Origin of the sequence: Streptomyces sp. NBC_01515, from assembly GCF_045040345.1 — a bacterium.
Taxonomy (GTDB): Bacteria; Actinomycetota; Actinomycetes; order Streptomycetales; family Streptomycetaceae; genus Streptomyces.
Genome location: NZ_CP109416.1, coordinates 7893843 through 7915442, shown reverse-complemented (window position 1 = coordinate 7915442; position 21600 = coordinate 7893843). Strand labels below are relative to the sequence as shown.

The window sequence follows — 21600 nt, the reverse complement described above, 5'->3', positions numbered from 1 at the left end:
TCAGACCTCGAGGACCTGGCGCTTGTTGTACGTGCCGCAAGAAGGGCACGCGATGTGCTGCTGCTTGGGCTCGTGGCAGCGCTCGCACGCAACCAGAGGGGTGACCGCAGCCTTCCACTGCGACCGGCGGTGGCGCGTGTTGCTGCGCGACATCTTCCGCTTCGGAACAGCCACGGCTACTTCTCCTGCTTCTCGTTGGCGCGCGCCGGTCGGGGCGCTTCGCCACTGATCTCGTCCTTCTCGCCGTCTTCGAGTGAACCGGCGAGTCCCTGCAGTGCCGCCCAACGGATGTCGACGGCGTCATGGTGGTGGTCCGGGTCGTCCGTGAGCCGTACCCCGCACTCGGAGCACAGGCCCAGACAGTCGTCCTGGCACACCGGCTGCATCGGCAGTGCGAGCACCACCGCATCGCGCAGCACGGATTCGAGGTCGAACAAGCCGTCCTCGATGAAGAGCCTGTCCTCGTCTTCCTCGGCGTCGTCGACCGGTTCCGCCTTTACGCGGCCACGGTCGTCGGCGTCAGGGTACGAGAACATCTCCTGGAAGTCCGCTTCGAGCGACAGCTCCAGCGGCTCCAGACACCTTACGCACTCCCCCTTGGCCAGCGCACGGGCGGTGCCTGTGACAAGCACCCCTTCCATGACGGACTCAAGGCGGAGGTCGAGCTCCACCGGGGCGCCTTCCGGCACTCCGATGACTCCCTGGATCCCGAGATCCTTGGGAGCGTCGATCGAACGGTTCAGGCGCTGCAGCGCACCAGGACGCCGACCCAGCTCGTGAGTGTCGAACACGAGAGGGTTGCGGTGGTCGAGGCGGGCGTTCAGAGCCATCCCTGTCTTTCGGTCTACTAGCTCAAGAGGACGCTGCCCTTCGGTGCTTCCGGGCAGCGTTGATCGCGGACGTACACGCGACCGAAGAGCCAGGATACTGGACCTTTCGCTCACGGCCCAATCCGGTGTGCGCTCTCGGCCACCGGCCCGGATCGCTACAGGCCGCGACCCTGCTCGTAGGCCCGCAGCTGCTCCGCGCTGATCATGCCGGTGTCGAAGAGACTGGTCTCGTCGAGCGCGTAGCCCTGCTGAGCCTGGGCCTGCTGGGTCTGCTGCGGGTCGAGCTGGGCCTGCTGCATCTGGTTCGGGTCGTACACGGGCTGCTGGCCGGTGTCGTAGCCCTGGTAGGCGTAGGGGTCGGCCTGCTGGTACCCGTAGGGGTCCTGCTGCTGGGGCTGGGCGTAACCCTGCTGCTGGTAGCCGTACGGGTCCTGCTGCTGGGCGGTCTGCTGGTAGTCGTAGGCCGCCTGCGGGGCGTAGTCCTGCTGCTCGGGCTGGAGCGGGGTGTTCGAGACCGGGGTGTCCGTGACGGTCGCGAGGTCGGCGAGGTAGTCGGCGTCGCTGGTGTGCTGGACCTGGTTGCCGTCGTCGTCGAGGGAGAGGGCGCCGAGATCGTCGCTGGCGAGCCGGCCGTGCAGCTTCTGCCGGCCCTTCCCTACGGCCTCCAGGGTCTTGGCGAGCACCGCCTCGAAGGCGCCGAGCTTGACGTCCACGTACGCGTCGGCGTCGCGGCGCAGGGTCTCGGGGTCGTGGCTGCGCTCGGGGGCGTCCTCGTCCTCGTAGCCCTGGTCGTCGATGCCGGGGCCGGTGCCGAGCAGCTTCTCGCGGCCGCGGCCGACCGAACCGAGGGTCTTGGTGAGGACGACCTCGAAGTTGGCGAGCTTGGAGTCGACGTAGTCGTCGGCCTCCCCGCGGACCTCCTCGGCCTCCTGGCGGGCCTCGGCGAGGATGCGGTCCGCCTCGTTCTGCGAGCGGCGGGCGACCTCGGTGTCGGAGATCAGCGAGCCGCGCTCGGCGTGCGCGGTCTGGATGATCCGCTCGGCCTCCTGGCGGGCCTGCTCGACCATCTCGTGCCGGCCGCCGATCAGCTCCTGCGCCTCCGCCAGCGAGTCCGGCAGGGCCGCGCGCACCTCTTCGAGCAGCGTGAGCAGCTCGGCGCGGTTGACCACGCACGAGGCCGACATGGGCATGGACCGGGCGCTGGAGACCGAGGCGACGATCTCGTCGAGCTTCTTCTGCACGTCCACCGTGTGCTCGCCACTCTCTACCGACGTGTTGGAGACGGACGGGTCGACTGTACGACCACACCCGCCCCGCCCGACACCGGGTGACGCACTGTCAGTGCCTCAGCCCTGGCCGAGCCGCTCGTGGAGCGCTTCCAGGACGATCGACGGCACCAGGTGGGAGATGTCGCCGCCCCACTGCGCGACCTCCTTGACCAGCGAGGACGACAGGAAGCTGTAGGTGGGGCTGGTGGGGATGAACAGGGTTTCGACGCCCGAAAGACCGTTGTTCATCTGGGCCATCTGCAGTTCGTAGTCGAAGTCGCTGACCGCGCGCAGGCCCTTGACGATGGCCGGGATGTCGCGCTGCTTGCAGAAGTCGACGAGCAGTCCGTGGTACGCCTCGACCTGGACGTTGCCGAACTCGGCGGTGACCTCGCCGATCAGCTCGATCCGCTCGTCGACGGTGAACATGCCCTTCTTCGACTGGTTGATCATCACGACGACGTGCACGACGTCGTACAGCCGGGAGGCACGGGCGATGATGTCGAGGTGTCCATTGGTGATGGGGTCGAACGACCCCGGACAAACGGCGCGGCGCAACTGAGTTCCCTCGCTCTCCGGTCCGGTCATCGTGCGTCTTCGCACGTAGAGGCGGCGCGACCGTACCAAAAGGTCCCCTCGCCGTAGCGCCGGGCCCGGATCGCGTCGAATCCGTCCGGCCACCCGAATTCGCCGCCTCTGGTGCTGCGCTCCACGGTGACGAGCGCGTCCGGCGCGAGCCAGCCCCCGGACCGGAGTGTGAGGAGAATCTCCCGAAGATCGTGATCTGCGACAACGTACGGCGGGTCGAGGAAGACGATGTCGTACGGGTCTGCCGGCGCCGGCGTCTGGACGATCTGCTCCGCTTTGCCCGCCCTGACCTCGGCGCCGGGGAGGCCGATGTTCTTGACGTTCTCCCTGATGACGCGGGCGGCCTTCGGGTCGGCCTCCACGAGGAGGGTGTGGCTCGCGCCGCGGGACAGGGCTTCGAGGCCGATGGCGCCCGAGCCCGCGTACAGGTCCAGGACCCTTTCGCCGTGCAGGGGGGCGCCGAGGAGGGACTGCCAGGTGGAGAAGAGGCCCTCGCGTGCGCGGTCGGAGGTGGGGCGGGTGCCGGTGCCGGGCGGGACGGCGAGTCGACGTCCACCGGCTTCGCCGGCGATCACGCGGGTCATCTGGGGTCCTTGTTCGTGGGTCGGTGCAGGTTCATTGTGGCTGGTCGCGCGCACGCGGCGGTAGCCGCATATTCAATACAGCCCCGCGCCCCTGGGGGTCATCGCTAGCCCTTTTCCAAGTACTGCTCCCTCTCCTCGTCCAAGAGGGCATCCAGGGCTGTCCGCAAGCCGGGGAGCCCCGTGAGTTCCGGATCGGCTGCCACCACACTCGTCGCCTCCTCCCTCGCCTCCGCGATGACCTCCTCGTCCTCGATGACCGACAGGACCCGTAGGGACGTACGGGCACCGGACTGGGCCTGCCCCAACACATCGCCCTCGCGGCGCTGTTCGAGGTCGATGCGGGAGAGTTCGAAGCCGTCGAGGGTGGAGGCGACGGCGTTGAGGCGTTGGCGGGCGGGGCTGGCCTCGGGCATCTCGCTGACCAGGAGGCAGAGGCCGGCAGCCGAGCCTCGGCCCACTCGGCCTCGCAGCTGGTGGAGCTGGGAGACGCCGAAGCGGTCGGCGTCCATGATGACCATCGCCGTGGCGTTGGGCACGTTGACGCCGACCTCGATGACCGTCGTCGCGACCAGGACGTCCGTGTCCCCGGCGGCGAAGCGGCGCATGACCGCGTCCTTGTCGTCGGGGTGCATACGGCCGTGCAGCACCTCGATCTTCAGGCCTTGGAGCGGGCCCTTGGCGAGTTGGGCCGCGATGTCGAGGACGGCGAGTGGTGGGCGCTTCTCCGCCTCGTCCTCGGGGGACTTCTTCTTGGTCTTGCCGGCCTTCTTGGGGTCGTCGTCCTCGTCGCCGATGCGGGGGCAGACGACGTACGCCTGATGGCCGTTGGAGACCTCCTCGCGGACGCGCTCCCAGGCGCGGGCCAGGAAGTGCGGCTTGTCGGCGGCGGGGACGACGTGGCTGGCGATGGGTGAGCGGCCTGCCGGGAGTTGGTCGAGGACCGAGGTCTCCAGGTCGCCGAAGACCGTCATGGCGACCGTGCGCGGGATGGGGGTGGCGGTCATGACGAGGAGGTGCGGGGGCTGCTTGCCCTTGCCGCGCAGGGCGTCGCGCTGTTCCACGCCGAAGCGGTGCTGTTCGTCGACCACGACCAGGCCCAGGTCGTGGAACTGGACCTTGTCCTCGATCAACGCGTGCGTGCCGATCACGATCCCGGCCTCACCGGTGACGAGGTCCAGGAGGGCCTGACGGCGGCCGGCCGTCCCCATGGAGCCGGTGAGCAGGGTGACCTTGGTGGCCGGCTCGGCCCCGCCCAGCATCCCGCCCTCGGCCAGTTCCCCCATCATCTCGGTGATCGACCGGTGATGCTGCTGCGCGAGCACTTCGGTGGGCGCGAGCATCGCGGCCTGCCCGCCCGCGTCGACCACGGCGAGCATGGCTCGTAGGGCCACCATTGTCTTTCCCGATCCGACCTCTCCTTGCAGCAGCCGGTGCATCGGATGCTCCGTAGCCAGGTCGTCGAAGATCTCCTTGGAGACCTTCACCTGCCCGTCCGTGAGGGTGAACGGAAGGCGGTCGTCGAAGGCCGAGAGGAGGCCGTCGGGGGACGGTTTGCGGGCTACGGCGGGGAGTTGGGCGTCCGCGTGGCGGCGGCGGGCCAGGGCCACCTGGAGGACGAAGGCCTCGTCCCACTTGAGGCGGTCGCGGGCTGCGGCGATGTCCGCCTTGGTGTGGGGGCGGTGGATCTTGAGGAGGGCCTCGGGGAGGGAGACCAGGCCGCGGCCCTCGCGGAGGGAGTCCGGGAGGGGGTCGACGGCTTCCTGGGCGCTGGGCAGTGCCGTCTGGAGGGCCTTGCCGATCTTCCAGGACTCCAGTTTGGCGGTGGCGGGGTAGATGGGGATCAGGCTGCCCGCCCAGGTCTCCACGGTCTCCTCGGCGTCGCCCTTCAGCAACTCGTACGCCGGATGAGCGAGTTGAAGGCGGCGGTTGAAGACGGAGACCTTGCCGGCGAACATCGCGCGCGTGCCCGGCAGCAGTTCCTTGTGGGGTTTGTGAACTCCCGAGCCGAAGAAGACGAGTTGGAGCCGGCCGCTGCCGTCCGTGATCGTGACTTCGAGACGCTGGCCCTTGCCCCGGGGGGCCTTGCTGGACGCGAAGGTGTGCAGCCGGGCGTCGGCGACCTGGGCGACCACGGTGACGTGCTCGTCCATCGGCAGCTCGGCGAGGTGCGTGAGCTGGCCCCGCTCCTCGTACCGGCGCGGGTAGTGGTGCAGGAGGTCGCCCACTGTGTGCAGGCCGAGATGCTCGGCCATCACCTTCGCGGTGGCGGGGCCGAGCACCTTTTTCAGTGGTTCTTCCAGTGCGGGCACGAGATCCATTGCACACCACGCCACTGACAATGCCGTATACGTCTTGCGAAACTCCTGGTCAGGCGGGTCGTTCGAGGCCTAGGATGGCGCGCTCCGGCCATCCCCCGCGGTCACCGCCTCACAGGGACCGCCCGACCCTCGCGCCGATCGCACTTCCCCCACCTCGGCGCTGCGACGATGGACTCCCAGACCTCACAGTCATCCCAGGCATCCCAGTCACCCCACACGTTCCAGGTCGACCTGCGCGGTCTGGTGGACCTGCTCTCCCATCACCTCTACTCCAGCCCCAAGGTCTATCTGCGCGAGCTGCTGCAGAACGCCGTGGACGCGATCACCGCGCGCCGGGCCGAGCAGCCCGACTCCCCTGCCCTGGTACGGCTGTTCGCCGACGGGGGCACCCTGCGCGTCGAGGATTCCGGCGTCGGGCTCACCGAGGCGGACGTGCACAACCTCCTCGCGACCATCGGCCGTAGTTCCAAGCGGGCCGACGGGCTCCAGGAGGTTCGTTCCGACTTCCTCGGGCAGTTCGGCATCGGGCTGCTCGCCTGTTTCGTGGTCGCCGAGCGGATCCGGGTCGTCAGCCGCAGCGCCCGCACGCCCGACGCGCCGCCCGTGGAGTGGACGGCGACCGACGACGGCTCGTACACCGTGCGGACCCTCCCCGACTCCGAGCGCCCCGAACCGGGCACCACCGTGCACCTGGTGGCGCGCGCGGGCGCCGGCGAATGGCTCACCAAGGAGAAGGTCCTCGCGCTGGCCCGGGACTTCGGGGCGCTGCTGCCGTACGACGTGCGCGTGGACGGCGAGGCGATCACCGACCTGCCCGCGCCCTGGGACCGGTCGTACCCGAGTCCCAGCACCCGGAGGGTGGCGCTGGCGCGGCACTGTCACGAGCTGTTCGGGTTCACGCCGTTGGACTCGATCGACCTGTCCGTGCCGCTCGCGGGGATCCGGGGGGTGGCCTACGTCCTTCCCGGTGCCGTGAGTCCGGCGCAGCGGGCGAGTCACCGGGTGCATCTCAAGGGCATGCTGCTGACCGAGCGGGCCGAACAGCTGCTGCCCGACTGGGCGTTCTTCGTGCGCTGTGTGCTGGACACGGACAGTCTGCGGCCCACGGCCTCGCGCGAGTCGCTGTACGAGGACGAGACGCTGGCCGCCGTACGGGAGGCGCTCGGGGAGCGGATCCGGGCCTGGCTGACCGGGCTCGCGGCGGGTGATCCGGAGCGTCTTGCCGCGTTCCTGTCGGTGCACCACCTGGGGGTGAAGTCCCTGGCGCGGCACGACAAGGAGATGCTGCGCACGATGCTGCCGTGGCTCCCGTTCGAGACGACCGACGGACGGGTGTCCCTGGAGGAGTTCGCGCAGCGCCACCCGGTGGTGCACTTCACGCGGACCGTCGAGGAGTACCGGCAGGTCGCCCCGATCGCGTCCGCGCAGGGCATCGGGGTGATCAACGGCGGTTACACCTACGACGGCGAGCTGGTCGAGGCGCTGCCGTCGGTGCGCCCGGGGACGGTGGTCGCCGAGCTGGACTCGGACACCGTGACCGCGCACCTGGACTCGGTCGACCCGGCCGAGGAGCTGGCCCTGGCGGACTTCCTGGCCGCCGCGCGGGCCAAGCTGGACCCCCTGGGCTGCGATGTCGTCCTCCGGGCCTTCCATCCGCTGTCGGTGCCCGCGCTGCACCTGGACGACCGGTCCGCCCGGCACGAGCAGGCCCGCGCGGAGGCCGAGGAGCAGGCCGACGACCTGTGGGCGGGCATCCTGGGCTCGCTGCGGGGCAGCGCCCCACGCGCGCGTCTCGTGCTCAACCACCTCAACCCGCTGATCCGGCGGATCAGTTCGCTGAGGGACCGGGACCTGATCGGGACGGCCACGGAGTCGCTCTACGGGCAGGCACTCCTGATGGCGCAGCGACCACTGCGCCCCGCCGATTCGGCACTGCTGAACCGGGCGTTCATCGGCCTCCTGGAGTGGGCCACACACGGGGAGGGCGAGCACTGATGACAGGGATCACGGACTTCGACGCGCTGCGCCGGGCGATGGCGGAGAACTCCGAGGAGCCGGAGGGACCGGCCCGCAACGCGCGCGCGGAGCACCTGCTCGTCGAGGCCGAGAAGCTGGACGTCCCGCTCGCGGTGATCGAGGCGCTCGGACACCAGCTGAAGGTCTACAACTACAGCTCCGAGAAGGACAAGATGTTCGTCCCCTTCGCGCGCCTGCTGCGCATGTGGGACGAACGGCCGGAGGACTTCGACGAGTACGAGGTCCACTCGCTGCACTGGGTCTTCAAGTGGGTGTCGTCCGGGATGCTGGGCCAGCCGCACATCCCGCTCGCGTCGATCGAGAAGTGGCTCGGCGAGATGGAGCACCGCTACCGGCTGGCCGGACACTCCGAACGGGCCGTCCGCAGCGCCGAGTTCAGCGTCGCCTCGCACGTCGGCGACCTGGCGCGGGCCGAGCGGGCGTACGCCGCGTGGCTGGCCGCCGACCGGGACACCATGGCCGACTGTCACGCGTGCGAACTGCACACCCAGGGCGAGTGGCAGGTGCAGCGGGAGCGGTACGCCGAGGCCCTCGACCTGTGGGAGCCGGTCCTGGAGGGCGAGTTCACCTGCGCCCACGAGCCGCACACCGTCCTCGCGTCCTCCCTGACCCCGCTGCTGCGCCTCGGGCGGGCCGACGAGGCGCGCGCCCATCACCTGCGCGGTTTCCGTCTCGTACGGCCCATGGAGAGCATGCGGGGCGCCTACGCGGACCATGTGGAGTTCTGCGCGCTGAGCGGCAACGAGGCACGCGGTCTGGAGCTGCTCGCGGAGCGTCCGGCGTACTTCACGGACTCCGGGAACCCGCGCAGCGGGCTGGACTTCCTCTCCGTGGTGACCCTGCTGATGGACCGGCTGACCGAGCTGGGACTCGGCGGCCAGCAGGTGCCGGGCCCGGCCGGCCGCACCTGGACGGCACGCGAACTCGCCGCCCACGCACGCGTGGAGACCCTCTCCCTGGCCGCCCGCTTCGACGAACGCAACGGCACGACCCACGTCGGCGACCAGGCACGCGCGCGCATGGACCAGCGGCCCTTGGTGGAACGGCTCCCCCTGGGAGTGCGTTCGGCGGGCCGGCCGACAGCGGCGCCGGTGACGGCCACAGCACCCGAGGTCATCCCGGAGAAGGACCTCACCGCGCTCCTCGCGGAGGCGCGGCGGCTGTCGGACACCCTCCAACCGCACGCCGTGGAGGCCTGGTTGGCGGTCTCCCGGGCCGCCGAGGGCGTCGAGCTGTCCGCCCGCGACCGCGCCGAGATCGCCGACCACCAGGCGATGGACCGCGGCCCCGAGGGCATCGCCCTCTTCGAGCGCGCGGCCGGGCTGTTCGCCGAGGCGGGCGACCCCGGGGAGGCGTGGGCGGCACGCGCGCGTGGAGCGTACGTACGCGCTCTCACGGGCGAGATCGACGAGGCCCTCACGGCGATCGCCGAGCCGTACGACGGAGTGCTCGCCCTGTACGCCGAGGACGGCACCGGCGTACGGCAGACGGCGGCCGTGCTGATGAGCCGGGCACGCATCCTGATGCGCAGGGTCCACGGGGACTCCCCCGACCACGAACCCGACAGCGGGGACCTGGCCGCCGCCGAGGCCGCCGTACGGGAAGTGCTGGCTCTCGTCGAGGGGCGGCCCCTTCCTGGTGACGTGGCCGATGTGCGGCTGGCCGCGCGGGGTGCCGAGGGGCAGGCGATGCTGGCCGAACTCGCGGTGCGGGCCGGGGATGTGGAGACGGCCGTCCGGCTGTTCTCGAAGGCGTCCACGGCGTTCGTGGTCGCGGAGCTGCCGTGGTTCGCGGTGGAGTACGAGGCCCGGCTGGCCGGGCTCGCCCATCACCTCGGCGACGTCACGGAGGCGGAGCGGGCGCTGCGGGCGGCCCTGGAGCACGGTGGGCCGTACCTGGAGGCCCCTGGGCGGGCGCAGCTGCATCTCCAGCTCGCCGAGGTGCTCGGCGGCCGAGGGCGGTCCGAGGAGGCCGCTGAGCACGCCCTGGAGGCCGCGCACTGGTCCGACGAGGCCGGCGAGGGTCCGACGCTGGGCGCCTGGGCGCGGCACCAGCTCGGCGGCTTCCTGCTGCGCCAGGGCCGGTGGGCCGAGGCGGCAGAGGTGCTGGAGTCGGCGCTGCCCGACCTGAGCGTCGAGACGCACGGCGACGGCGCGATCGTCCAGACGCAGTGGTGGCTCGGTGACTGTCTGAGCGAGCTGGGCGAGCACCGGGCCGCTGCCGAACGGCGGTTGCAGGCGGCCGAGATCGCCCGGCACTGGCCCGAGCAGAACGACCACGCGACGCTCGCCCACCTCGCCGCCGAGTCCCTGGGCCACGCGGAACTGCCCGCCGAGGCCGACCAGGCGTACGAGCGCGCGGGCGACCTGTGGCGCTCCCTGGGCAACGTGCACGGGCTCGTCCGCTCGCTGCGCGCCCGCGCGTGGCTGGCGTTGCGCGCGGACCGGGCGGACCGGGGCCTGGACCGCGCACGGGAGTTGATGGCGGGCGCGATCCAGGAGTGCGAGGCCGCGCTGCTCGTGACCGACGACCAGGAGGCGCGGCAGCGGCTCACCGGCGAACTCGGCCACACGCACCGGCAGTTCGGTGAGCTGCTGGCCCGTTCCGTCGCCGAGGAGGCCGAGGACACCGCGATCCAGGCCGCGTTCGAGGACGCCCTGACACAGACCGCGGAGGCGGTCACCGTGTTCGCCGCCCTAGGAGAGGGCGCGGTGCACACCCGCACCGGAGCCGAACTCGCCGCGGGCTGGCTGGAGGCCGACCTCAGCCGCCCCGCCGACGCGGCGGCACGCGCGCGTGGCGTACTGCAGGCCTACGAGGGTGCCGACGACGGCGACGAGACGGTACGGGCCCGTCGCGCCGAGGCGGAGCAGCTCCTCCAGCTGATGGAGGAACAGACGGAAAAGTAGGGGGAGTTGAGGGTGGGACTAGGGACCTACTCCACGCCGATGAGCAACAGCGCACCCTGTCGGCCGCCCCGGTACACCACCGTGTCGACGGCGAGGTACGACTCCCGGACGTGGATCTCCAGGATGTCGGCGACGCTCACGGGCGCCTCGTCGCCGAGGACGAGCGTGACCAGTTCGCCACCGGCCGCGAGCATCCGGTCCAGGACGGCCCGGGCGGTGGCCGTGACATCGGCGCCGATCACCGCCACATCACCGTCGACGAGACCCAACACATCCCCGGCCTGGCAGATGCCGGCCATGGTCCAGGACTGACGTTCGGCGACGGCGACCTCGGCGTAGCGGGTCGCGCCCGCCGCCGAGGTCATGGAGACGACGTCCTCGTCGAAGCGCCGCTCCGGCTCGTGCACGGCGAGCGCGGCGATCCCCTGGACCGCGGAGCGCGTCGGGATCAGCGCGACCCGGATGCCCTCGGCCCGGGCCTGCTCGGCGGCAGCGGCGGCGGTGTGCCGCAGCTCCGCGTCATTGGGCAGCAGCACGACCTCACGCGCGTGTGCCCGCCGTACGGCCGCGACCAACTCCCCGCTGGCGGGCGGCTCCCCGGGGCGCGCGAGCACGGTGGTCGCGCCTGCCTCTCCGTAGAGCCCCGCCAGACCCTCCCCCGGGACCACGGCGACGACGGCCCGCTGCGCACGCTCCCTGGGCGGCCGTTCGGCACCGGTGGTGTGGACGTCACCGAGCCCGAAGTGGGTGATCCGGATCCGGTACGGCCGTCCGGCCTCGACACCTGCCTCCACGGCGGCGCCCGCGTCGTCGACGTGCACATGGACGTTCCACAGGCCGTCCCCGCCGACCACGACGAGCGAGTCGCCAAGGGCGTCCAGCCGCTGCCGCAGCCGGGTCACGGCCGAGTCGTCGGCCTCCAGGAGGTAGATCACCTCGAAGGCGGGGCCATCGCCCCCGCAAGGGGTGACTTCGGGAGCACCTGAATCCAGAACGGCCTCCACGCGTGCGTGCGCCTCCAAAACCATGAAGACCGGCACCTCCCCCGTGAACGTCTCCACCAGCGCGGCCAGCACCGCCACCAGCCCCCGCCCGCCCGCGTCGACGACTCCCGCGCGCTCCAGGACGGCCAGCTGCCCCGGGGTCGCGGCCAGCGCCGCGCACGCTCCCTCATAGGCAGCCCGTGCCACGGTCCCGCAGTCGCCGTCGGTGCCGTCGGCCGCGTCCGCCGCCGCCGAGGCGACCGAGAGGACCGTGCCCTCGACCGGGTGGGCCACCGCGTGCCGGGCGGAGTCGGCCGCGCGGCGCAGGGCGAGCCGTAGGCCCTCCCCGTCCGTGTGAGCCGTCTCACCGTCGGCGGCGAGGACCTGGGCCATGCCCCGGAGCAGCTGCGCGAGGATCGTCCCGGAGTTGCCGCGCGCCCCTATGAGGGCCCCGTGGGCCATCGCGCGGGCGGCGTCGGCCAGCGGCGGTTTCCGCTCGGTGAGGGTGCCGTGTCCGTCGAACACCGCCTCGACCGCGGCGACGGCGGACTCCATGGTCAGGTACAGGTTGGTGCCGGTGTCCCCGTCGGCCACCGGGTACACGTTGATCGCGTCGATCTCCTCGCGCGCACGCCCCAGCGCCCGCAGCGCGAGACCGCACCAGGTGCGCACCGCGAGAGCATCGAAGAATGTCTGCGGCACCTGCGGCACCTGCGCCTCCTTGAGCTGCTGGACTGGACCGCAGCGTAGACCTTGGGGCGGCCCGGGCCCGAGGAGGGCCGGAGCGGGCCCCCGACCAGGCATGGTAGTTTCGTTGTACTGGCGCGGTCGTTGTATGCTGCTCCGGTTGCCCGATCCCGATCGGGCCATCCCCCCTGGCAGTGCCACTTCCAGATCCTACGATCTCGATCCCGGCATGCCGGGATCATCCGTAAGTGCATCTGTGCATCTGAAGTCTTTGGAGTGACCCGTGGCTGCCAACTGCGACGTCTGCGGCAAGGGGCCGGGCTTCGGCAACAACATCTCGCACTCGCACCGCCGTACGTCCCGTCGCTGGAACCCGAACATCCAGCGCGTCCGTACCGTGGTCAGTGGGACGCCGAAGCGCGTGAACGCTTGCACCTCGTGCATCAAGGCCGGCAAGGTCTCGCGCTGACGCACTGCTGAGCGCGCGGCCACTGCTGGTTCGCTGCATCGAGCCGGTCCACCTCGTGTGGGCCGGCTTTTTGCCGTGCCCTCTCAAAAGCACAGCTCAGGAAACCCAGTTCAGGAATCCCCGCGCCGCAGCGCCCACCCGTGATCCACGGGTCCGATGCCTCCCCCGAGCGCGAACCCCGCCGCGATCGCCCCCGTGACATACGCCTTCGCCGCCGTCACCGCCTCCGGAACCGACTCCCCCTTGGCGAGCTGTGACGCGATCGCCGAGGCGAGCGTGCAGCCGGTCCCATGGGTGTGCCGGTTGTCGTGCCGGGGCGCGCGCAGCCAGTGTTCCTCGGAGCCATCGGTGAGCAGATCCACCGCGTCACCCGGCAGATGACCACCCTTGATCAACACCCACCGCGGCCCGTACGACAGCACAGCCGCCGCGGCCTCGCGCAACTGGCCCTCCGACTCGACCCGCACGCCGGTGAGTTGCGTCACTTCGTCCAGATTCGGCGTGGCAACGGTCGCCACCGGCAACAGCTTCGTCCGTACGGCGTCCAGCGCGGAGGCCGCCAGCAGCGAGTCCCCGTGCTTCGAGATGCCGACCGGGTCGACGACCGTAGGAACGTCCGTGTCGCCGATCAACCCCGCGACCGTCTCGACGAGTTCGGCCGACGCGAGCATCCCGGTCTTCACGGCCTGTACGCCGATGTCGTCGACCACGCTGCGGTACTGGGCGCGCACCGCCTCCGCCGGAAGTTCCCAAGCGCCTTGTACGCCGAGGGAGTTCTGCGCCGTGACCGCCGTGACGACGCTCATGCCGTGCACGCCGAGCGCCAGCATCGTCTTCAAGTCGGCCTGGATTCCGGCCCCTCCACCGGAGTCGGAGCCTGCGACCGTCAGCACGAGAGGCTTCACGACTCGATGTCCCCGAAGTGGTCCCAGCCACCCTTGCTGGTCCAGGGCGCCCCGTCGACCGTCACCTGGGGCAGTGCGGAGGGGTTGAGGACCTCGCCGATCACCTTCCAGCGGGCCGGCAGCTTCACGTCCGGTGCGAAGGTCGCCACGATCGCGTGGTCCTCACCCCCGGTGAGCACCCACTGGATGGGGTCGACGCCGACGGCCTGCCCGATGTCGTTCATCTGCGTCGGGACGTCGATCGCGCCGGACCGGATGTCGATGCGGACCTTGCTGGCCTCCGCGATGTGCCCGAGGTCGGCGATCAGCCCGTCGCTCACATCGCACATCGAGGTCGCGCCGAGCCCGGCCGCCGCGGGACCCGCGTGGTACGGCGGTTCGGGGCGCCGGTGCGCCTCCACGAACGCGCGCGGCGAGCGGAAACCCCGCGACAGCACCGCGAACCCGGCCGCGGACCAGCCCAGCCACCCGGTCACGGCGACCACATCGCCCGGCTGGGCACCACCCCGGGTGACCGGCTCACGGCCGCGCAGATCGCCGAGCGCGGTGATCGACACCATGATCGTGTCGCCCCGTACGACATCGCCGCCGACCACCGAGGCGCCCGCGACCTGGCACTCGTCGCGCAGGCCGTCCATCAGCTCCATGGGCCAGGTGACCGGGAGTTCGGCGGGTACGACCAGGCCGAGAAGCAGCGCGGTCGGTACGGCGCCCATGGCGGCGATGTCCGCGAGGTTCTGCGCGGCGGCCTTGCGTCCGACGTCGTAGGCGGTGGACCAGTCGCGGCGGAAGTGGCGGCCCTCCAGCAGTATGTCGGTGCTCGCCACGACCCTGCGGTCGGGCGCGGCGACGACCGCGGCGTCGTCGCCGGGGCCGACCCGGACCGCGGGGGTGGTGGTGAGCCGGGAAGTGAGCTCCCTGATGAGCCCGAACTCCCCCAACTCACCGACGGTGCCCTTCATCGTTCGTCCTCTTCTCGTGACGGCAGCGCCCGGTCGCGAGCCGTCGGTGTGCTCGGTACGGTCGAGGTGACCGTCGACTTCGGTCGTGCCCGCTTCAGTCGTGCCCGCGCCCCGGCACAAGGGCCCGGACCTCCGCGGGTCTCCCCGTGGTGAGCGGCGACGCGATACCGTGGCGTTCCTTTTCCCCACATGATCCTCGTGGCCGCCCTGGAGGTTCCGTGGTACAGGCGTACATCCTGATCCAGACGGAGGTCGGCAAGGCGTCGACCGTCGCCGAAACGATCAGCAAGATCCCTGGAGTGATCCAGGCCGAGGACGTGACAGGACCGTACGACGTGATCGTGCGGGCCCAGGCCGACACGGTCGACGACCTCGGCCGCATGGTGGTCGCCAAAGTCCAGCAAGTGGACGGCATCACCCGCACCCTGACCTGCCCGGTGGTGCATCTGTAGCCCCCGTCTACCCTTGGCCGGTGAACTCTCTCCGTCACCGGCACCGTTCTGTCATCGGGCTGTCCGTGCTCGCCGCGCTGATCACCGTCGCGGGCTGCTCCTCAGCAGACGACGGCGTGTCGGCGGCGGTTCCCTCGCCGGGCGCGAAGGTCACCGGGCTGTGCCGGAACCTGGACAAGATGCTGCCGTCGAAGGTCGACGACCTGGGCCGCCGGGATCCCGAGCCCGCGTCCGCGCTGACCGCGGGCTGGGGGAACCCGGCGATCATACTGCGCTGCGGTGTCGTCAGACCCGCCAAGATGAACGACCCGGAGGCCGACGGCGTCGAGGTGAACGGCGTCGGCTGGCTCCTCCAGAAGGAGGACGACGGCTCCTTCCGCTTCACCACGACGCTGCGGAAGGCGTACGTAGAGGTGACCATCCCGAAGGACCGCACCGGAGACGGCATGGCACCGCTGGTCGACCTCGCGAAGTCGGTCGAGAAGGCGATCCCCGCAGGGATCGCCGACTAGCTCAGCGCAGTCCGGTCGACCGGCGCAGCGCCGCCTGCACCAGGAGGTCCACCAGCTCGCCGTAGGGCACGCCGCTGGCCTCCCACATCTTCGGGTACATCGAGATCGGCGTGAACCCGGGCATCGTGTTGATCTCGTTGATGACGAACTCGCCGTCTTCGGTAAGGAAGAAGTCCGCCCGCACGAGCCCCTCGCAGGAGGCCGCGTCGAAGGCGTCCACCGCGAGCCGCTGGACCTCGGCGGTCTCCTCCGGCGTCAGCGGGGCGGGCACGATACCGGGGGTCGAGTCGATGTACTTCGCCTCGAAGTCGTAGTACGCGTGCTCCTGGGGCGGCGGAATCTCGGCCGGCACACTCGCGCGCGGGCCGTCCTCGAACTCCAGGACCCCGCACTCGATCTCGCGGCCACGCAGCGCGGCCTCCACGAGGATCTTCGGGTCGTGCCGCTGCGCCTCCTCGATCGCCTCGTCGAGACCGGCCAGTTCGTCGACCTTGGTGATGCCGATCGACGACCCCGCGCGCGCGGGCTTCACGAACAGCGGCCAGCCGTGCTCACCCGCGAAGTCGATGATCTTCTTGCGTGCGGCGGACTCGTCCCGCTCCCACTCGCGCGGCCGGATCACCACGTAGGGGCCGACCTTGAGGCCGAACGAGGTGAACACCCGCTTCATGTACTCCTTGTCCTGGCCGACGGCCGAGGCGAGCACACCCGCGCCCACGTACGGCACACCGGACAGCTCCAGGAGTCCCTGCAGGGTGCCGTCCTCGCCGTAGGGGCCGTGCAGGACGGGGAAGACGACGTCGACCTCGCCGAGCGCCTTGGGCACGGATCCCGGTTCGCTGACGACGACTTCACGGTTCCCGGGGTCGAGCGGGAGCACCACGCCGCCCTCGCTCGACTCGGCGAGTTCCTCGACGTCCGGGGTACGGCGGTCGGTGATCGCCATCCGCTCCGGGGCGTCGGCGGTGAGGGCCCAGCGGCCTTCGCGGGTGATGCCGATCGGCAGGACGTCGTACTTGTCCCGGTCGATGGCCGCGAGGACGGCCCCGGCGGTGACCACGGAGATCCCGTGTTCGGAGCTGCGACCGCCGAACACGACGGCCACACGCGGCTTGCGAGGCGGCTGCTCAGGGTTCTGGGAGAGGTTCTCGGTGCTCATATCGCGATGAGAGTACCCGGTGGCAGCGCTTCGAGTCAGCGTCCGTTGACGAGCGGCGGTTCGACAAGCGCCCCGGAAGGGGCGCGGGGAACTGCGCGCCCAGCCACGACGGCGCCGCAGCCGCACAACGGCACCCAGCGGCACCCCTGGCGGAGCCCTCAGCGACGTTCCGGCTTGGCGCTGCGCGACATGAGCTCCTTGACGGCCACCACCGGCGACTTCCCCTCGTGCACGATCTCGAACACCGTCTCCGTGATGGGCATGTCGACATCATGCCGACGGGCCAAGTCCAGCACGGACTCACAGGACTTGACGCCCTCCGCGGTCTGCTTGGTGACCGCGATGGTCTCCTGAAGGGTCATGCCCTTGCCGAGGTTCGTACCGAAGGTGTGGTTGCGCGACAACGGCGAGGAACAGGTCGCCACCAGATCGCCGAGGCCCGCGAGCCCGGAGAACGTGAGCGGATCCGCACCCATCGCGAGCCCGAGCCGGGTCGTCTCGACGAGACCCCGGGTGATGAGCGAACCCTTCGCGTTGTCCCCGAGCCCCATGCCGTCCGCGATGCCGACGGCGAGGCCGATCACGTTCTTCACCGCGCCGCCGAGCTCGCAGCCCACGACGTCGGTGATGGTGTACGGCCTGAAGTACGGGGTGTGGCAAGCGGTTTGGAGCCGGCGGGCCACGGCCTCGTCGGTGCACGCGACCACCGCGGCGGCCGGCATCCGGGAGGCGATCTCGCGCGCGAGGTTGGGTCCGGAGACCACGGCGATACGGTCCCGGCCGACCTTGGCGACGTCCTCGATGACCTCGCTCATGCGCATGACGGAGCCGAGCTCGACGCCCTTCATGAGCGAGACGAGGACCGTGTCGGGCGCCAACAGGGGTGCCCAGTCGGCCAAGTTGGCGCGCAGCGTCTGCGAAGGGACCGACAGGACGGTGAAGTCGGCGTCGGCGGCGGCCTCGGCGGCGTCGGTGGTGGCCCGCAGGTTCTCCGGGAGTTCGACGCCGGGGAAGTAATCGGGGTTCGTACGCGTGGAGTTGATGGCCTCCACGACCTCCGCGCGGCGCCCCCACAGCGTGACCTCGCACCCCGCGTCGGCGAGCACCATGCCGAAAGCCGTGCCCCACGAACCGGCGCTGAAGACAGCCGCCTTGACCGGCTTGCTCACGTGCCCTGCCCCTCTTCCTGCTCGACCTTCGGCTCAAGTGCCGACTGGGCCCGAGCCTCCAACTCCTGTGTTTCCACGGCCGTCCGGCGCCGCTGCTCGATCCGCTCGCGGCGCGGGTCGTAGGGCGTCTCGGGTGCCTTCGCGTCGCGGATCCGCTCCAACAGGCGGGTGATGTCGGCCATGATGACCTCGGTCGCCTCCTTGAGAAGGTCCGGGCTCATCTCCTTGCCGTAGAAACGCGTGAGGTCCACCGGCGGGCCCGCGAGCACATGGCTGGTCTTGCGCGGAAAGACGTGCAATTTCTTGGCGTACGGCGGGAGCAACTCGTTGGCGCCCCACTGCGCTACGGGAATCACCGGGCACTGGGTCTGCAGGGCCACCCGCGCGGCACCGGTCTTGGCGGTCATGGGCCATTGGTCGGGGTCCCGGGTGATGGTGCCCTCGGGATAGAACGCGACGCACTCTCCGCGTTCCACGGCGTCGATCGCGGCGCGGAAGGCACTCAACGCGTCCGTGGTCTCGCGGTAGACGGGGATCTGTCCGGTGCCGCGCATCGCGGCACCGACGAATCCCTTCCCGAAAAGGCCGCTCTTCGCCAGGAATCGCGGAACACGTCCGGTGTTGTACTGAAAGTGTCCGTATGCGAAGGGGTCCACTTGTGAATTGTGGTTCACGGCGGTGATAAACCCGCCCTCGGCCGGAATGTGCTCCATTCCGCCCCAGTCCCGCTTGATCAGAACCACCAGCGGTGGTTTGCAGAGGACCGCTGCGAAGCGGTACCAGAACCCGATTCTGCGGCGGGGCACGCGAACACCTTCCTCTTGGACCTGGGGGGCCGCACAAGTGTCGCCCCAGGCCGTCGGTCTGTCGAGAACACCGTACGCCCCGCCACCGACACCGCCAGGGGCGCCGGGTGACAATGGCCGCGACAAGAGAGGGGCGGAACGCCCGTGCAGTGGACCTTGGTCATCCCCCTGAAGCCTCTGGCGCGCGCCAAGAGCAGGCTCTCGGACACGGCGGGCGACGGGCTGCGCCCCGGCCTCGCCCTCGCCTTCGCCCAGGACACCGTGGCAGCCGCGCTGGCCTGCCCGGCGGTCCGCGATGTGGCGGTCGTCACGGACGACGCCCTGGCCGGCCGCGAGCTGGCCGCGCTGGGCGCCCGTATCGTCGCCGACGAGCCGGGAGGCGGCCTGAACGCCGCTCTGCGGCACGCGGCGGCGGTCGTGCGGGTTTCCCGACCCGAAAGCGCCGTGGCGGCCCTGAACGCCGATCTGCCGGCTCTGCGCCCCGCGGAATTGGCCCGGGTCCTGGACGCGGCCGCCGAATTCCCGCGCGCATTCCTCCCGGACGCCGCCGCAATCGGCACCACGTTGCTCACCGCCCGAGAGGGCCGCGAATTGCGCCCGGCTTTCGGCACGGATTCCCGCGCCCGCCATCGCGCCTCCGGGGCGAGCGAACTCACCCTGGACGCGGTGGATTCCGTACGGCAGGACGTGGACACCGGCGAGGACCTGCGGGCGGCACTGGCTCTCGGGGTGGGCCCGCGCACGGCGGCAGCGGCGGCGGGGCTGCTGATTCCGGGCCAGTGACCGGCAGTAGGCTGCGCCCATGCAGGCGACCGCTTACACCTACGACGCCGGGACCCGTACCGGAAGTGTGCTGCTCGACGACGGCACCCCGGTGTCCTTCGACGCCGCCGCGTTCGACGCGGGCGGGCTGCGGCTGCTCAGGCCGGGACAGCGGGTGCGGATCGAGACCGAGGGGCCCCAGGGCGGCCTCAGGGTCACGCTGGTGACGCTGCAGACCTTCTGAACGCCCTTTCCGTACGCCCTGCTTCCCGTCCCCCTGAACACGCCGCGGGCCGGACTCCCAGAGGGAGTCCGGCCCGGCGCGTGAGTGCCCTGCGCCCCGTGACTAGCGGGTGGTGGCCTTCTTGGCGGTGGTCTTGCGCGTCGCCGACTTCTTGGCGGGCGCCTTCTTGGCCGTCGCCTTCGTGGCGGTGCCGGTGGCCTTCTTGGCCGCCGTCTTCTTCGCCGTCGCCGTGGTCTTCTTGGCGGTGGCCTTCTTGGCCGTGGCCTTCTTCGCGACGGTCTTCTTGGCGACCGTCTTCTTCGCCACGGTCTTCTTGGCGGCAGACGCCTTCTTGGCGGTGGTCTTCTTGGCCGCGGCCTTCTTGACCGTCGCCGAGGCGGTGCCGCTCAGGCTGCCCTTGGGCGCCTTCTTGACGGCGACCTCGCCGCCGCGCGGGAGCTTCTTCGAGCCGCTCACCAGGTCCTTGAAACCCTGGCCCGCGCGGAAGCGCGGCACGGAGGTCTTCTTGACCCGAACCCGCTCGCCCGTCTGGGGGTTGCGGGCGTAACGGGCCGGACGGTCGACCTTCTCGAACGAACCGAAGCCGGTGACCGAAACCCGGTCCCCATTGACGACGGCGCGGACGACCGCGTCCAGAACCGCGTCGACCGCCTCGGCGGCCTGCTGACGGCCACCGACCTTGTCCGCAATCGCTTCTACGAGCTGCGCCTTGTTCACGTCTTCCCCTTCGGAGACATTGCCGGAACGAAACTGCTCCGGCTTTTTCGCACGTTAGGCAGATATATACCGCAAATCAAACACGAAACGGGCTAATCACCCGTGCGCCGCAACGAACTCGGCTGTCCTGGACTTGTTTCAGCGTTCCTCTTCCGGGAATCGACCCGCGTCGAGGTCCTCTGTGAACCGGTCCAGCCGCCTTGTCGCGTCGGCGAGATCGTGCTTGGCCGCGGCCGTAATGACCAGCAGCTTCCGGGCCAGCGCCATCCGTACGCCCTCCGGGACTTGCAGTGCGCGCACCCTTGTGTGCGCTTCTTTGAGTTGGTCCGCGACTGCCGCATAGAGCTTGAGTTGGCCGTCGTGTTCCATGCACAGATTGTGCCATCTGGGGCGAGTTGTCGCCTGCGGGGGTAGCAACTGGTGCCTCAAACAGCCTTCAGGGGTCCGGCGGCAGCCTTGGCTCAAAGCTGCACGTACCCCGTCAACACCCTGTCTAACATGGGAAGTTGAGCAAAGCGTTGCAGGCGCGCAGGGCCGTTCGGGTGCAGACATGGCTGTACCCCCAATCGTGGCGATCGGGGGTACAGACGGGGTGTCGCGTGGCCGAATCTCGACTCGGGGAAGGCTTCGTGAGGTCCTTCGGGTCAGACCTGGACCGTCCGCGGCTTGTACGAGGGGCGCTTGGCCTCGTACGTGGCGATGTCGCCCTCGTTCTGGAGGGTGATGGAGATGTCGTCCAGGCCGTTCAACAGCCGCCAGCGGGCGTTCTCGTCGAGTTCGAAGGCGGCGGTGATGCCTTCGGCGCGCACCTCGCGGGCCTCCAGGTCGACCGTGACCTCGGCCTGCGGGTCCTTCTCGGTGAGGTCCTGCAGCGCGTCCACGATCTTCTGCTCCAGAACCACCGTGAGCAGGCCGTTCTTCAGCGAGTTACCGCGGAAGATGTCGGCGAACCGCGAGGAGATGACGGCCTTGAAGCCGTAGTTCTGCAGCGCCCACACGGCGTGCTCACGCGAGGAGCCCGTACCGAAGTCGGGGCCTGCCACCAGGACCGTCGCGCCCTTGCGCTCGGGGCGGTTGAGGATGAAGTTCTCGTCCTTGCGCCAGGCCTCGAAGAGCCCGTCCTCGAAGCCGTCCCTGGTCACCTTCTTGAGCCAGTGGGCGGGGATGATCTGGTCGGTGTCCACGTTGCTGCGGCGCAGTGGAACGGCCCGGCCGGTGTGCGTGGTGAATGCTTCCATG

Annotated in this window: 22 protein-coding genes; 7 read left to right on the top strand and 15 right to left on the bottom strand. The window is 70.3% G+C overall.

Annotation, left to right across the window (positions count from 1 at the left end; genetic code table 11):
• The 6 genes from rpmF to recG form a co-directional block, all read right to left on the bottom strand.
• A complete protein-coding gene (rpmF, locus tag OG407_RS35920; RefSeq protein ID WP_015657589.1) occupies window positions 1–174 on the bottom strand; it encodes a 50S ribosomal protein L32 in 174 nt (57 codons plus the stop codon).
• A gap of 2 nt (window positions 175–176) precedes the next feature.
• Window positions 177–830: a DUF177 domain-containing protein gene (locus OG407_RS35915; protein ID WP_365306913.1), complete on the bottom strand. Its 654-nt coding sequence runs from the start codon at window positions 828–830 to the stop codon at window positions 177–179.
• A 155-nt stretch (window positions 831–985) separates the two neighbouring features.
• Complete coding sequence (locus OG407_RS35910; protein WP_405863690.1) at window positions 986–2077, bottom strand: cell division initiation protein; 1092 nt, start codon at window positions 2075–2077, stop codon at window positions 986–988.
• Between the two features lie 99 nt (window positions 2078–2176).
• On the bottom strand, window positions 2177–2656 hold the full coding sequence (gene coaD, locus OG407_RS35905) for a pantetheine-phosphate adenylyltransferase (RefSeq protein WP_366490413.1): 480 nt from the start codon (window positions 2654–2656) through the stop codon (window positions 2177–2179).
• A 26-nt stretch (window positions 2657–2682) separates the two neighbouring features.
• Entirely contained in the window at window positions 2683–3270 is a 588-nt protein-coding gene (gene rsmD, locus OG407_RS35900) for a 16S rRNA (guanine(966)-N(2))-methyltransferase RsmD (protein WP_405863688.1), read from the bottom strand.
• A gap of 104 nt (window positions 3271–3374) precedes the next feature.
• On the bottom strand, window positions 3375–5588 hold the full coding sequence (gene recG / locus OG407_RS35895; RefSeq protein ID WP_405863686.1) for an ATP-dependent DNA helicase RecG: 2214 nt from the start codon (window positions 5586–5588) through the stop codon (window positions 3375–3377).
• A gap of 168 nt (window positions 5589–5756) precedes the next feature.
• Here recG and OG407_RS35890 point away from each other — a divergent pair, with 168 nt between their 5' ends.
• A complete protein-coding gene (locus OG407_RS35890) occupies window positions 5757–7583 on the top strand; it encodes an HSP90 family protein (RefSeq protein ID WP_405863684.1) in 1827 nt (608 codons plus the stop codon).
• Window positions 7583–10534, top strand: a complete 2952-nt coding sequence (locus OG407_RS35885; RefSeq protein ID WP_405863682.1) for a tetratricopeptide repeat protein — start codon at window positions 7583–7585, stop codon at window positions 10532–10534. The genes OG407_RS35890 and OG407_RS35885 overlap by 1 nt, the downstream gene beginning before the upstream one ends.
• A gap of 26 nt (window positions 10535–10560) precedes the next feature.
• Here the strand turns inward: OG407_RS35885 and OG407_RS35880 are convergent, their stop codons facing one another.
• Complete coding sequence (locus OG407_RS35880) at window positions 10561–12228, bottom strand: DAK2 domain-containing protein (protein ID WP_405863680.1); 1668 nt, start codon at window positions 12226–12228, stop codon at window positions 10561–10563.
• Between the two features lie 259 nt (window positions 12229–12487).
• On the opposite strand from OG407_RS35880, the gene rpmB reads away from it, so the two are divergent.
• Entirely contained in the window at window positions 12488–12673 is a 186-nt protein-coding gene (gene rpmB, locus OG407_RS35875; RefSeq protein WP_003973430.1) for a 50S ribosomal protein L28, read from the top strand.
• 110 nt (window positions 12674–12783) lie between these two features.
• Here the strand turns inward: rpmB and thiD are convergent, their stop codons facing one another.
• Both thiD and OG407_RS35865 read right to left on the bottom strand, forming a co-directional pair.
• Window positions 12784–13578 carry a bifunctional hydroxymethylpyrimidine kinase/phosphomethylpyrimidine kinase gene (gene thiD, locus OG407_RS35870; RefSeq protein ID WP_403587343.1) on the bottom strand — a complete coding sequence of 265 codons (795 nt, stop codon included), beginning with the start codon at window positions 13576–13578 and terminating at the stop codon, window positions 12784–12786.
• Window positions 13575–14540, bottom strand: coding sequence for a thiamine-phosphate kinase (locus tag OG407_RS35865; RefSeq protein ID WP_019058663.1), 966 nt, complete (start codon window positions 14538–14540; stop codon window positions 13575–13577). The genes thiD and OG407_RS35865 overlap by 4 nt, the downstream gene beginning before the upstream one ends.
• 218 nt (window positions 14541–14758) lie before the next feature.
• Between OG407_RS35865 and OG407_RS35860 the strand changes: the two genes are divergently transcribed.
• The gene (locus OG407_RS35860) at window positions 14759–14992 is read left to right on the top strand and encodes an Lrp/AsnC family transcriptional regulator (protein ID WP_003997603.1); all 234 of its coding nucleotides are present in this window, start codon (window positions 14759–14761) and stop codon (window positions 14990–14992) included.
• Window positions 14993–15012: 20 nt separating this feature from the next.
• Window positions 15013–15504: a DUF3515 domain-containing protein gene (locus tag OG407_RS35855; protein ID WP_405863678.1), complete on the top strand. Its 492-nt coding sequence runs from the start codon at window positions 15013–15015 to the stop codon at window positions 15502–15504.
• Between the two features lies 1 nt (window position 15505).
• On the opposite strand, the gene OG407_RS35850 is transcribed toward OG407_RS35855, so the two are convergent.
• The 3 genes from OG407_RS35850 to OG407_RS35840 form a co-directional block, all read right to left on the bottom strand.
• Window positions 15506–16663, bottom strand: coding sequence for a D-alanine--D-alanine ligase family protein (locus tag OG407_RS35850; protein WP_327401059.1), 1158 nt, complete (start codon window positions 16661–16663; stop codon window positions 15506–15508).
• 158 nt (window positions 16664–16821) lie between these two features.
• Window positions 16822–17832, bottom strand: a complete 1011-nt coding sequence (locus OG407_RS35845) for an NAD(P)H-dependent glycerol-3-phosphate dehydrogenase (protein WP_033282685.1) — start codon at window positions 17830–17832, stop codon at window positions 16822–16824.
• Complete coding sequence (locus tag OG407_RS35840) at window positions 17829–18638, bottom strand: lysophospholipid acyltransferase family protein (protein WP_405863676.1); 810 nt, start codon at window positions 18636–18638, stop codon at window positions 17829–17831. Before OG407_RS35840 ends, OG407_RS35845 begins: the two co-directional genes overlap by 4 nt.
• A gap of 144 nt (window positions 18639–18782) precedes the next feature.
• Here OG407_RS35840 and cofC point away from each other — a divergent pair, with 144 nt between their 5' ends.
• Both cofC and OG407_RS35830 read left to right on the top strand, forming a co-directional pair.
• Window positions 18783–19421 carry a 2-phospho-L-lactate guanylyltransferase gene (gene cofC / locus OG407_RS35835; protein ID WP_390156813.1) on the top strand — a complete coding sequence of 213 codons (639 nt, stop codon included), beginning with the start codon at window positions 18783–18785 and terminating at the stop codon, window positions 19419–19421.
• 19 nt (window positions 19422–19440) lie between these two features.
• Window positions 19441–19644, top strand: coding sequence for a hypothetical protein (locus OG407_RS35830; RefSeq protein WP_405863674.1), 204 nt, complete (start codon window positions 19441–19443; stop codon window positions 19642–19644).
• Between the two features lie 102 nt (window positions 19645–19746).
• Here OG407_RS35830 and OG407_RS35825 read toward each other — a convergent pair whose 3' ends face one another.
• From OG407_RS35825 to leuD, 3 genes are all read right to left on the bottom strand, one after another.
• On the bottom strand, window positions 19747–20361 hold the full coding sequence (locus OG407_RS35825) for an HU family DNA-binding protein (protein WP_327401064.1): 615 nt from the start codon (window positions 20359–20361) through the stop codon (window positions 19747–19749).
• A 138-nt stretch (window positions 20362–20499) separates the two neighbouring features.
• Window positions 20500–20730 carry a hypothetical protein gene (locus tag OG407_RS35820; protein ID WP_033282690.1) on the bottom strand — a complete coding sequence of 77 codons (231 nt, stop codon included), beginning with the start codon at window positions 20728–20730 and terminating at the stop codon, window positions 20500–20502.
• A gap of 275 nt (window positions 20731–21005) precedes the next feature.
• Window positions 21006–21599 (bottom strand): 3-isopropylmalate dehydratase small subunit, encoded by a 594-nt coding sequence (gene leuD, locus OG407_RS35815; RefSeq protein ID WP_033282691.1) that lies wholly within the window; start codon window positions 21597–21599, stop codon window positions 21006–21008.
• Between the last annotated feature and the right edge of the window lies 1 nt (window position 21600).